Raw genomic sequence first — 12,959 nt, 5'->3', positions numbered from 1 at the left:
ATAATATATCTTGATTGCTCAATGAATAGAGGCATTAAAAAATATGAAAGCACATCCTATATTTGGAATTCCTATGAATTCGGAACAATATGCTAATGAATGGTCGAAGAATTCCAATTTTTTTGATGCAAATAATCATTATAATTGGATGAATGAGTCTTTAGGTGAGGCTCGACTTGTTTTAGAAATAGGATGTGGTTCTGGTTATAGTACTTTATCGTTACTTAAAACTAATCGAAAAGTATTAGTTATTGAAACAAACCAGAACTGTATAAATGAAGCAATCCAAAAAGTGACGGCTCAAGGAATAAATTTTTTTCATACCTGTAGTATTAATGATGCTTATGATTGTTTGCATGATGAAGCTAAAAAAGTCATATTCTTACAAATGGATTTTTTTGAATTTATTCAACAAATTAATGATGTGGTGAAGTTTAATGCAATTGTTTGTTGGCTTATAGGTGCAGCTCCAGAAGTTATTGCCAAAAACCTTAATAAAGATTTTTCTTCTTTTGAAGGTAACACAATGGCTTTATATCGAATTAAATTACATAAAGCTTGTTATGAATTGGGTACTAGAGTATTAAATACAGGTGGAATTGTTCACATCATTGATAGGAATATTATTCGTTCTTGGAATGATAAAGATTGGGCCCGAAATGAAGCGATAAGAGACTATTCAGAATTATCAGGTGAACATTATGATATTACCCTACCAAATGTTTACCTTAGAAAATCAGGTCAATTTAAGACTTCTCAAATACAATACGTTGCAGTATCAGATCAACCCCCTCCAAGTGAAGGTCTCCAAGTAATTTGTTCTGTCAAATCAGTTAGGCGATAGGTTATATTTCTAAAGGATTTAAGTAACATTAAATTGCTATGTGGAATTATTGAAAATTAGAAAATGAAAATCGAGCTCATGAATATTCAGTATTCATGAGTTAAAAATTAATAACTGGTAACAAAAAAATAATCTGTAGTAAAAAATTAGATATTTTATTTTAAGTGATTTTTAAATTAACATTTTTAATGTGACAATCACCACTTCTGTTAAATATTTAAGTAAGTTATTGTTATTTAAAATATATTATTTTATGTGTATATTTCCCCCAGCTTACCCCACATCAAATGTTGAATTAGACAATATTTTAAAAGACATCTTTTTACTTATTTGGACATCGTATCTGTTGAAATAAAATTTTCAGTAGAATTCCAAACTGATTTTTAGGTAGGGAAGCGGGATCGACTATCCATAATACTGTCTAGAATCAATACTCAGTCAGTGCTTTTCCCAACATCAGAAGGACTCTTGATAAATTAAGAGTTTTTTTGTTTAAAAACTTTGATTAATAAAATTGGTTTGAATAAGTCGGTTTTTTATAAAGTGTTGAGTTCAGGTAGTTAAACTCTACACCAATTTTACACCATTATTATTATTTTTTTAATTAAGTGGTTAATATTTAATAGAAATATTTATTTTGGTTGTCCAATCCATCATCGGGGCGACACTGATGCGGGGGTGTTGCTTAATTTCAGTGCTTTGCGAGATATTCATTTAAAATCAACCTGTTGAATCAATACGACATTAAGAATATGAAGAACCACTATTTTAGCTTATTTTATGTTTGAAAAATGAGTGTGATCTCCCACACCATGCTGTTTTCCAAATGAACTCACGCTTACCTTCTAAAAATGATCAATCACCATGGTTGATAAAAACCAAATTTGAAATGCAAGAAGATGAAAGATGAAGTTGCAAACCACAAGCTAAAATCGTGAAAACTTGAAAAAGGAATAGAAAAATACCGTTACTCAATCTTCAGAAAAATGGGTTTATGTATAAAACAACACTCTGCTGATTTAAGCGTATTCAGGGCTTTTCAATTGCGCGGCATAGTATCACAAAAATTAAATGACTCATATTTTGGGGCATACTGCATTGAGGAAAATGGAATTTACGCATCTTCTTATTTTTCGAGTGAATTTTGGATCTTTTTATAGCATGCCTGTATCAAGGCGATACAAAGTAGTTTGAATTCAGCGTTTCAAAGTTACTAGAAGCTGAGTCGGAGTCTACTTAGACTAAAACAATGACCACAAGTGATGATCATTGTTTTTAGTGAATTTTAGCCTGATTAAAAATCATTTTTTGTCTAGTGACTGAGAGGGAGGATCCTCTTTTGCTGTCGGGTTGGTTGAATCACAAGGTTTATTTGCTTGCTGTTTAGCTTTATCTAACAAGTCGGTTAATAGCCGTTCTGCAGGTTGGCGACCACCCAGACCGAAAGCTAAAGCAAAGGCAACAGCCACCGAACCCAAGGTTAAACCAAAAGCCAGATTTACAATCGAATCGGCAATACCCATCGCGCGTAAACCCATGGCGATAACTAAGCCTAAAATGAGGATGCGGACTAAGCTACCTAGCCAGCGGGAACAGTTATGTTCTCCACGTTGCAGTGCATTGGCAACGATATTGGCTAGCCAGAAACCAATCACCAGAATCACCGCACCCAATAGAATATTGCTACCAAAATGAATAAACATTGAGATCAAACCGCTGACCTGCTCCAAGCCTAAACGGTGCGCTGCTTCAGAGATCGCAAACAACATGGTGAAGAATATAATCAGTGTACCCACCGCGCCTGAAATTTTAGTCGTGCCTAAAAAACGTTGCAGATCCAGTTTGGCAGGAATCTCATCTACGCCAGTCCCAGCGACCAGTTCACTCACTAACTGTGCAACAAAACGTGACACGACATAGGCAATCACCAGAATCAAGCCTGCAGCAATGATTTGTGGAATGGCGTTCATGATTTCAGACAGCATCGCGGTTGCTGGTCGTGAAATGGCTTGAATACCCAAAGCCTCAAAAGCAATAATCAGTGCGGTAATAATAATCAGGGTGAAGACAAAAGAACCGAGTAAATGGGGCAGATTGCCTGTTTTGAACAGCCCAATTTTTTGCGCCTGTGTTTGAATATCCAAACTGCGTAGCAAGCCTTCAACCATGCCGCGCACAATATTTCCCAGAATATAGCCAACAAAGACAATCACACCTGCAATAAAGATATTTGGCAGGAACAAAACGACTTCGTTCACCATATTTTGTACTGGCATGAGTAAACCAGTCAGACCAAGAATCGACAAGACGATTGGAAGAAACAGTAACAACACCAGCCAGTAAACAATATCCGCAATATTTTGGCTGATTGGGCGAACACCGACTTCCTCACTGAGCTTTTCATCAAGTTGAGTATGGCTCAAAATACGCCGTAAGCCCATCCGAATCAGTTGGGCTAAAATCCATGCAATAAAACCGACTGCAATTGCTGCAAGTAGGTTTGGAATAAAATCCAATACTTGGCTCAACATATGACTAAATGGCCCACTGACACTGTTCAGATTGAGCACATTCAATGCAGCAATAACTGCAATGATCATAATGAACCAGAACACGATCTTGGAAATAATCTGTTCAATATCAGGAAAATTGGCTGTATTTTGCGTCGTTGCTGAAGAAAGTCGATGATTGGTGTTGAGCTGATGCAGAAGTTTTTTTACCCCAGCCGCGATCAGTAAAGCGATCACCCAACCGAGAAGTAAAATGACCACAACCGCCAAGATGGGTTGGAACTGATTCCAGTAATATATGGCGTCAGGATGCGATCCCTGAGAGCCTCCAGTGAAAAGATTATTCATGTTATTTAATCCTCTTATGTCGTCATTTATTGCTTATTTCCTATTTGTAGAGATATTGATTTTGCTTTTTGTCAGAATTGAGCACTAACTCACTTTCACCTTAGGATTTGTTGTTTTTTTAAGCAATGTCATTGGTTAAAAATGCAACAAAAGCGCTGTAAACGGATACAAAGGCGAAGCATGTAGATGCTCATCGCTATGTTGCAGGAATCCAAGCCCCAGCGATTTCAAAAAGCATCGGTGGAAATCGCCCAAGAATTCAAGATGGGCTGTTTATGATGAATAAACACATCTAATCAATCTGGTTTGGAATTTTCCTAGCTAAAAATAAGATGGCTTTGGAATATTGATCAATCGTTTAAGTTGCGGCGTGTTGCGTGTAAATAATCGAAAATATAACTTAGGTCTATATAGAAATTTTGGCATTGTTTATGCTTAAATACGCGCATTACAGGAGAGAAGTCACCCATAGGCTCGCCGAAGGAGCAACGACCCCGGAAACTCTCAGGCAAAAGGACTGTAATCTATCTCAAAAATCTGGAGAGAAATCACTCGCATAGTGTGATTCACCGAAGGAGGAAAATTTGTAGCACTGTCTTTTTTGCTACAAGTTGAAGCTCTCAGGTACATATACAGATGGGGCATATTTACTCACTTATGGAATTGGGTGGTCATATGTCGCATCTCGCAACTGACATGTTCAGCGTTCTTAGTTGTTACAACTTCCGTACTTTCCCATTAGGTTTTCAATTACTGCCTTGAATATTAAGGTGGTCTGGTCGCATGCTGCCTTTTATTTTTAGGTATGCCCAGACTGTAAAGCATTGTGCTTTTGTGTATTTGAAAAATGAGTAAATTTTCTGCAATTAATTGCCTTTTAGGGTGAAGGACTGAGGAATTTGTCATGGCGTCAACAATTCGTTTTACCACTGAGCATGAATGGTTACGTTTAGAAGAAGACGGTAGCATTACCGTAGGTATTACTGAGCATGCACAAGATGCTTTGGGTGATGTGGTTTATATTGAACTGCCTGAACTTCAAGCGTACAGCAAAGGTGAAGAAGTTGCTGTGATTGAGTCAGTGAAAGCTGCGAGTAACATTGATATGCCATTATCTGGCGAAGTGTTAGAAATCAATGAAGCATTGGTTAATGCACCAGAAACTGTCAATGAAGATGCCATGGGCGCAGGCTGGTTTTTCCGTATGAAAGCCGACGACAGCGCAGCATTTGCTGAGTTGTTAGATGCAGATGCTTATGACGCGTTTATTCATTCTTAAGGGGTTGGCATGAGCATTAATTTTAACAATACCAACAGTTTCGTTAGCCGCCATATTGGGCCAACGGCAACTGAACAGCAGCACATGCTGAATGCACTGGGTTATAGCGACCTTGAAGCATTGATTGCAGCGGTTATTCCAGATTCAATTAAAAACACCAGCGTGCTTGAAAGCACCGATGGTGTGAGTGAAGAACAGGCTTTGGCAGAACTCAAAGCCATCGCTCAGAAAAACCAGATTTTTCGTAGCCATATTGGTCAGGGTTATTACCCGACTCATACACCTGCGCCAATTTTGCGTAACTTGCTAGAAAACCCAGCATGGTATACGGCATATACACCGTACCAGCCTGAAATTTCTCAAGGTCGTCTTGAAGCGTTGTTAAACTTCCAGACCATGATCGCGGATTTGACAGGTTTGTCGATTTCAAATGCATCTTTGTTAGATGAAGCAACCGCTTGCGCAGAAGCCATGACTTTCTGTAAGCGTGTGTCTAAAAACAAAAAAGCCAACAAATTCTTTGCATCATTGCACTGCCATCCACAAACTTTAGATGTTTTGCGTACCCGTGCTGAGCCACTCGGTATCGAAGTTGTGGTGGGTGATGAGCAACAGGTTGCTGACTTTGCTGAGTTCTTCGGTGTGTTATTACAATACCCTGCAAGCACAGGCGAAGTGTATGACTACGCAGTTTTGGTTGAGCAAGTACACAGTGTAAATGCTTTGGTTGCTGTGTCTGCTGACTTGTTGGCACTGACTGTATTGAAAGCGCCAGGTGAGTGGGGTGCTGATGTTGCAATTGGCACAGCGCAGCGTTTTGGTGTACCAATGGGTTTTGGTGGTCCACACGCAGCTTACTTTGCCACTAAAGATGCCTACAAACGTGATATGCCAGGTCGTGTTGTGGGGATGTCAATTGACCGTTTAGGTAAGCCAGCACTACGTTTGGCATTACAAACGCGTGAACAGCATATCCGCCGTGAAAAAGCGACCAGTAACATCTGTACTGCTCAAGTGTTGCTTGCCAACATTGCCAGCATGTACGCAGTTTATCATGGGCCACAAGGCTTAAAAGAGATTGCTGAACGTACACACGCTTTAACTGCAATCTTGGCACAAGGCTTGAAACAGTTGGGTGTCAATGTTAGCAATAGCGCATTCTTTGATACCTTGACCTTGACTCAGGTTGATGCAGCAGCCGTGCTTGCAGCTGCACGTGCACAAGAAATCAACTTACGTGAAATTGATGCAACTCAAGTGGGTATTTCACTTGATGAAACCACAACACCTGAACACGTTGCTGCACTTTGGGCATTGTTTGCACAAGGTCAAACTGCACCTGAATTTGAAGCTGTTGCGGCAGCTTACACCTCTGCATTGCCAACTGCATTAATTCGTGAAAGCGCGATTTTGCAACACGCAATTTTCAATACGCATCATAGCGAAACTGAGTTAATGCGTTATTTGCGTCGTTTGGCAGATAAAGACTTGGCACTTGACCGCAGCATGATTCCACTCGGTTCTTGTACTATGAAGTTGAATGCAGCCAGCGAAATGCTGCCAATTACATGGCCAGAATTCGGCAATCTGCATCCATTTGCACCACTTGAACAGGCGCAAGGCTATGTAGAAATGGTCAATCAGCTTGAGCAAATGCTATGTGCGGCAACAGGTTATGATGCGATTTCGCTTCAGCCAAATGCAGGTTCACAAGGTGAATATTCAGGCTTGCTTGCAATCCGTGGTTATCATGCGAGTCGTGGTGAAGGTCAGCGTAACATCTGCTTGATTCCACAGTCTGCGCACGGTACTAACCCTGCAACTGCGAGCATGGCGGGCATGAAAGTTGTGGTTGTCGCATGTGATGACAACGGTAACGTTGATGTTGAAGACTTGCGTAGCAAAGCTGAACAACATAGCCAAGACCTTGCAGCGTTAATGATCACTTACCCATCAACACATGGTGTGTTTGAACATGCGGTACGTGAAATCTGTGACATCGTACATGCCAATGGTGGTCAGGTATATATCGATGGCGCGAACATGAACGCAATGGTGGGCTTATGTGCACCAGGTCAGTTCGGTGGTGATGTATCACACTTGAACTTGCACAAAACTTTCTGTATCCCACATGGTGGTGGTGGACCAGGTGTTGGCCCGATTGGTGTGAAAGAGCACTTGAAGCCATTTATGCCAGGTCATAGCTATCATTTAAGCCGTAAAACCAATGCAGTGAGTGCTGCACCGTTTGGTAGTGCGAGCATTTTACCAATCACATGGATGTATATCCGTATGATGGGTGGTCAAGGTTTGCGTCAAGCATCGGCAATGGCAATTTTAAATGCTAACTACGTGGCAAAACGCCTAAACGCAGCTTACCCTGTATTGTACACAGGTAGCCATGATTTGGTTGCACACGAATGTATTCTGGACTTGCGTGGTCTGAAAGAAACCAGTGGTATCACAGTAGATGACGTTGCAAAACGTCTGATCGACTTTGGTTTCCATGCGCCAACCATGTCATTCCCAGTTGCGGGTACGCTTATGGTTGAGCCGACTGAAAGTGAAAGCTTGTACGAGCTTGAGCGCTTCATCAATGCCATGAACAAAATTGCCGAAGAAATTCAGCAAGTGACTGCAGGCGAGTTGGATGCAGAAGATAACCCATTAAAAAATGCGCCACATACGGCACAAGAATTGACTGGCGAATGGGCACATCCATATTCACGTGAACAGGCAGTTTATCCACTACCTGAATTGGTGGAAAGCAAATACTGGTCACCTGTTGGACGTGTCGATAATGTGTATGGCGACCGTAACTTAATCTGTGCTTGCCCAAGCATCAGCAATTATGAGGACTAAGCATGTCTGAATTAAAAAATACGCCATTGGCGGCGCTGCATATTGAGCATGGTGCAAAAATGGTGCCGTTTGCAGGTTACAACATGCCTGTGCAATATACAGCTGGTGTGCTTAAAGAGCATTTACATACCCGTGAACATGCAGGTCTGTTTGATGTATCTCACATGGGACAAGTATTTCTACGTGGCGAAAATGCAGCGCGTGCGCTAGAAAGCCTTGTACCTGTGGATATTGTGGACTTGCCTGAAGGTATGCAGCGTTATGCATTGTTTACCAATCCACAAGGTGGCATTTTAGATGACTTGATGGTGGCACGTCTGTCTCAAGACGAGTTGTATTTTGTGGTCAATGCTGCGTGTAAAGAGCAAGACTTGGCACATATGCGCGCACACTTGTCGGGTCAATGTGAAATTGTCGAGCAATTTGCCGAGCGTGCTTTACTTGCATTGCAAGGTCCAGAAGCTGCAACTGTTTTAGCTCGTTTAAACCCTGAAGTTGCAGAAATGCGTTTTATGCAAATCAAGCGTGTACAGCTCAACGGTGTTGAATGCATCGTGAGCCGTACAGGTTATACAGGCGAAGATGGCTACGAAATTTCAGTCGCGAGCGGTGATGTGGAAGCCTTGGCAAAAGCCTTGATTGCAGAACCTGAAGTGGCGTTGATCGGTTTGGGTGCACGCGACTCACTACGTTTGGAAGCAGGTTTGTGCTTGTATGGTCATGATATGGACCAAACCAAAACTCCTGTTGAAGCAAACCTACTGTGGGCGATCTCTAAAGTTCGCCGCGCGGGTGGTGAGCGTGAGGGTGGTTATGCAGGTGCTGCAACTATTCAAGCGCAAATGCAGCAAGGTGTTGCTCAAAAACGTGTTGGTTTCCAAATTTTAGATCGTATGCCAGTACGTGAAGGTGCGGAAATTGTCGATCAGGACGGACAAGTGCTTGGACAAGTCACCAGTGGTGGTTTTGCTCCAAGTTTGGCAAGCCCGATTGCGATGGGTTATGTTGACATTGCTCATGCCAAAGAAGGTACAGAGCTGTTTGCTAAAGTGCGTAATAAACTCGTAGCAATGAAAGTGGTGAAAATGCCATTTGTTGCACAGCGCTATTACCGTGGTTAATTAAGTGTTAAGAAAAAAGCCTGATACTTGTATCGGGCTTTTTTTTGGCGGTTATTTGAAAAAGAATAAATCTTTTGCCGCAAAAATTGCTGAAAAGTAAGCCTGATTGATAAATGCTGCGACCAGTCATAGTGAAGAATTGATGTGAAAAACGGATTGGCGTATGCTTAAATAAAATACTTAGCCAAGGTTAAAGCGATGTATTTATTAGAAGAAATTTTTAAAAAACATAAGCATCTCTATTCAGCGAATTTTAATTTGAGAATGCAACGGGGATTAAGTTGGTTAAGAAAAGCCAAAGAGCTTGATGATGATGCAGATTTGCGTTTTGTCAGTTTATGGATTGCTTTCAATGCGATTTATGTAGAAAACCTGCAAGATGTTTTTGATGAAGATCAACAACACCTTCGGCAGTTTTTACTCAGATTGTACCAGTTGGATCAAGAGCAGCGTATTGAGCATTGTGTTTGGGAGCGTTGTAGTCAGGCGATTGCGGATTGGTCAAATAATCCGTATGTTTATCAAAAACTCTGGGATTTTCAAAACCAGAATATTGATGAGCAAAGCTGGAAAGTGCATTTTCATGCAGATCAGCAGCGAGTCCAGCATGCCGTTGCACATAGAGATACAGTGGAATTGCTGCTGATTATCTTTGATAGGTTATTTACTTTGCATAACCAAATCATGCTTGGCGGCTCAACCTGCAATAGTGTGCTGATGCGTAAGCATCTAAATACCGCCAGCCAGATTTTAATGACCTTGCTCAGTCGATTTATGTTGGTCTTACTGGAACATGGGCAGGCACTAGATTGGAAAAAACCATTTTATCCCGTGATTCAGGTCTGTTAAGAAGCTTGAGCACGTTTGCCATAACAGACAAAATCAATCAGGGCAAAGCTGCTACAAAACACAGCGAGCCCTAAACCCACCCAACAGGTATAGACCCAACCGCCGTGATTCCATGCATAAGTGCCCAGTGCTGAACCTGTGGCTGCGCCTGAAAAATACAGCGTCATATAAATCGAGTTCAGGCGAGATTTGGCCGTAGGGCGGATGCGGAAAATAATGTTTTGGTTACACGAATGTACAAAAGCAAGTCCTAAGTTTGTCGTTGCAAATCCAAGAATATAGAGCCAAATACTGTGGCTTGAATAATAAAACATGAGCCAGCTACAGAGCAGTAAGATACAGCCCAAACCTGTAAACAGATTGCCATAACCCCGATCGGCATATTTCCCGACATAACGCGCTGAAAATGCCCCAAATACACCGACCAAACTGACCATGCCAATCAGTGAGTCTGCCAGATGAAATGGAGCGGCAGATAAATACATGGCAATGGTGGAATAAATCACACTCATGGAGGCGAACGCACCTGCGCCAATGTAGGCACGAAAGTTTAAGCGGCGTTCTTCGATCATCAGCACAGCCATAGACTTAAAAATTTCCAGATAAGACATTTGCTGGCGCATGACATAAGGCAATTCGCGTTGTAACTGATATGCCAAAATAAAAATTAAAATCGCACTTAAAATATAAATCAGTTTCCAGTGCACCAGATTCGAGAGTAGCCCAGACAAGCTGGTGGACAGTAAAATTCCCACCAGTAACCCACTCATTAGGAAACCAACCACTTCGCCGATTTTTTCAGGTTTGACAGCCATCGTTGCAAAGGGAATGAGCACCTGTGCGGCAACTGAAAACAGCCCTGTCATCATTGTGCCAAGCCAAAGCATGGGAAGGTTGACCGCACAGGCACACAAACATAAGCCGATACCTGCCAGACACATCAGCCCAGGAATGAATTTGCGTTTATTGGCAATATCTCCCAGTGGAACGATCAAGAGCAAACCTAAAGCATAAGAGAGTTGTGCCAGTGTCACAGTCAACTGGGCTTGTGCAGCACTAACTTGAAATGATTGCTGAATGGAGTGAATTAAAGGTTGGCTAAAGTAGTTGGCACCCGCAGTTAAGCCGCAAGCCAGTGCCATCAGCCAGAGCAATTTCTTGTTTTGACTAATATCGAGAGTGTCATGCATAAACGGCCTCGGGGAGTTAAAGAGTATACACAGTTGCTTCAACTTCAAACAACATGGTGGTTAATGCGAGTCCTGAAACAGGAATTAAAGTACACGCAGGAAAAGCCTGATTACGCCATAGTTGCTGCATAATCTCAATCAAAACAGTATGTTTTTCAGCCGAGTGTTCCACAATCAAGACGCGCAGCACCGCAATATCTTGCAGTGTGGCATCAACAGCATGTAAGGCAGATTCAAGATTGTGAAAAGCCTGCCAGACCTGCTCGGAAAAAACGGGGGATAACTCTCCGTGGATGGTCTCTCCACCTTGCCCAGCAATATGTAAAATTCGTCGGAAATTCTGAACTTCAACCACATGGCTGTAAGCAAAGGGTTGTGGGTTATAGAGGGTTTCTGGATTTAAAATGTTTAAACAGGGTGTTTGAGGTGCTGATGTTATTTGCATATGCATGATCCCGTGTAAGATTGAGTCATGCTAGTATCAAAGCTCAAGTTAACTTGAGGTCAAGAACAAATGTCGGAAAATTCGATGCAGGCATTTATTGGTATTGGTGAACTGGCAAAGCGTAGCGGGGTTAGTGTAGCAAGCTTACGTTTTTATGAAGAAAAACAACTGATCTGGAGTGCCCGAACCAATGGTAATCAGCGCCGTTATTTACGTGCCATGCTACGTCGGGTCGCGATTATCAAGGTTGCACAGTCAGTCGGTATTTCTTTGGATGAAATCAAACAGGCTTTTGCAGTCCTGCCAGATCATCAGGTTGCATCCAAGCAGGATTGGCAGCGCATGTCGAGCCTGTGGAAGACTCAACTCGATGAAAAAATTCAAACCTTGTTGCAGTTAAGGCAGCAATTGGACTGGTGTATCGGTTGTGGTTGTTTGTCTTTAGATCAATGTCCGCTACGTAACCCTGATGACTGTTTGGCAGAGCAGTCTGCTGGCGCGCATTTTCAGCAGATTTTGGCACTACTGGACGCTAGTGTTTCAAGCGATGCTTGCTCAGACTAATCAGCATAATTCCAATAATATTTAGCGCACAACCCAGCCATTGCCATGCATTGAGATGTTCATTTAAGAATAAAACAGCCAACAAAATAGTCAGAATTGGGCCAATCGCGGCAATCATGGCGGACTGTGATGCACCAATACGGGCAATACTTTGCATTAATAACATCGTAGGAAGTACCGTAACGAATAAACCCAACCCAATTCCATAAGCCCAAACCCCTACAGGAAGCTGCGCCAAGAGGTGTAAAGGTTGTGGTATTGCCAGTACAAAATGAACCAATGTGCCAATACAGGCAATACTCAGTGCCAGTCCTGTGAAATTTGAAGCGCCAAATTTTTCAATTAAACGAGGGGTGAGTAGTAGATAGCAGGCGAATGCAACAGCACTGGCAAACACTAAACTTGCCCCTAACCAAAAATTGCTCTGCATTGGTGCATGATTTTGCTCTTGGAGCATCACAATGACCGTGCCTCCATAACTTAGCAAAATGGCAATATACGCTTTTAGTCGTAAAGGTTGCTTGTAAATTAGGCTCGATGCCAGCACTGTGAGTGTTGGATACAAAAACAAGATAATCCGCTCTAAAGAGGCACTAATGTACATGAGACCGATAAAGTCTAGCCAACTTGCAAAGTAATACCCTAGCAAGCCTGCAATGACTAAAAGTCCCCAGTCTTTGGGCTGAAGAGCCTGTCTTTGCTTGCGAAAATACCATGCCATAAGTAGAAAAAAAGGCAAAGCACTACTCATGCGAAGCGCCATCAAGACTGTAGCATCAACCTGAGATGACAAGGCATAGGCTTGTTTAATAAAAATGGCTTTTGAGCTAAATAAAAATGCAGCACATAGCGCAAAAACTGAACCGATTTGGTTGCGTGAGAATGAAATAGGCATGGAATAAGATGAAGAACTAATCTTCATTAAAATGAAGCAAAACTTTCCTATT

10 protein-coding genes and 1 riboswitch are annotated in these 12,959 nt (G+C 41.8%); of the genes, 6 read left to right on the top strand and 4 right to left on the bottom strand.

Translation table 11 applies throughout. From position 1 onward, the window contains the following. Positions 1 to 73: 73 nt before the first annotated feature. Positions 74 to 844: a methyltransferase domain-containing protein gene (locus ACX1N5_RS10490; RefSeq protein ID WP_458801835.1), complete on the top strand. Its 771-nt coding sequence runs from the start codon at positions 74 to 76 to the stop codon at positions 842 to 844. Positions 845 to 2,145: 1,301 nt separating this feature from the next. On the opposite strand, the gene ACX1N5_RS10485 is transcribed toward ACX1N5_RS10490, so the two are convergent. Then, positions 2,146 to 3,702, bottom strand: a complete 1,557-nt coding sequence (locus ACX1N5_RS10485; protein WP_458801837.1) for a mechanosensitive ion channel — start codon at positions 3,700 to 3,702, stop codon at positions 2,146 to 2,148. A 441-nt stretch (positions 3,703 to 4,143) separates the two neighbouring features. After that, positions 4,144 to 4,232: riboswitch (glycine riboswitch) on the top strand. Positions 4,233 to 4,606: 374 nt separating this feature from the next. Here ACX1N5_RS10485 and gcvH point away from each other — a divergent pair. The 4 genes from gcvH (at position 4,607) to ACX1N5_RS10465 (ending at position 9,813) form a co-directional block, all read left to right on the top strand. Beyond that, complete coding sequence (gene gcvH, locus ACX1N5_RS10480) at positions 4,607 to 4,981, top strand: glycine cleavage system protein GcvH (RefSeq protein WP_004753749.1); 375 nt, start codon at positions 4,607 to 4,609, stop codon at positions 4,979 to 4,981. A 9-nt stretch (positions 4,982 to 4,990) separates the two neighbouring features. Then, positions 4,991 to 7,843, top strand: a complete 2,853-nt coding sequence (gene gcvP, locus ACX1N5_RS10475; RefSeq protein WP_458801839.1) for an aminomethyl-transferring glycine dehydrogenase — start codon at positions 4,991 to 4,993, stop codon at positions 7,841 to 7,843. Between the two features lie 2 nt (positions 7,844 to 7,845). Continuing rightward, positions 7,846 to 8,964 (top strand): glycine cleavage system aminomethyltransferase GcvT, encoded by a 1,119-nt coding sequence (gene gcvT / locus ACX1N5_RS10470; protein ID WP_458801841.1) that lies wholly within the window; start codon positions 7,846 to 7,848, stop codon positions 8,962 to 8,964. A gap of 198 nt (positions 8,965 to 9,162) precedes the next feature. Next, complete coding sequence (locus ACX1N5_RS10465) at positions 9,163 to 9,813, top strand: hypothetical protein (protein ID WP_458801842.1); 651 nt, start codon at positions 9,163 to 9,165, stop codon at positions 9,811 to 9,813. Here the strand turns inward: ACX1N5_RS10465 and ACX1N5_RS10460 are convergent. Both ACX1N5_RS10460 and ACX1N5_RS10455 read right to left on the bottom strand, forming a co-directional pair. Continuing rightward, positions 9,810 to 11,003 (bottom strand): MFS transporter, encoded by a 1,194-nt coding sequence (locus tag ACX1N5_RS10460; RefSeq protein WP_458801844.1) that lies wholly within the window; start codon positions 11,001 to 11,003, stop codon positions 9,810 to 9,812. The two genes, ACX1N5_RS10465 and ACX1N5_RS10460, sit on opposite strands and share 4 nt — an antisense overlap. Before the next feature lie 16 nt (positions 11,004 to 11,019). Next, positions 11,020 to 11,448: a RidA family protein gene (locus tag ACX1N5_RS10455; RefSeq protein ID WP_458801846.1), complete on the bottom strand. Its 429-nt coding sequence runs from the start codon at positions 11,446 to 11,448 to the stop codon at positions 11,020 to 11,022. Positions 11,449 to 11,517: 69 nt separating this feature from the next. Here ACX1N5_RS10455 and soxR point away from each other — a divergent pair, with 69 nt between their 5' ends. Further along, a complete protein-coding gene (gene soxR, locus ACX1N5_RS10450; protein ID WP_458801848.1) occupies positions 11,518 to 12,012 on the top strand; it encodes a redox-sensitive transcriptional activator SoxR in 495 nt (164 codons plus the stop codon). On the opposite strand, the gene ACX1N5_RS10445 is transcribed toward soxR, so the two are convergent. Then, positions 11,981 to 12,907: a DMT family transporter gene (locus ACX1N5_RS10445; protein WP_004753735.1), complete on the bottom strand. Its 927-nt coding sequence runs from the start codon at positions 12,905 to 12,907 to the stop codon at positions 11,981 to 11,983. The two genes, soxR and ACX1N5_RS10445, sit on opposite strands and share 32 nt — an antisense overlap. Positions 12,908 to 12,959: the final 52 nt, after the last annotated feature.

Source organism: Acinetobacter sp. ANC 4636, assembly GCF_054454555.1.
The sequence above is the reverse complement of the archived record's forward strand: the minus strand, read 5'-3'. Positions and strand labels throughout refer to the sequence as shown.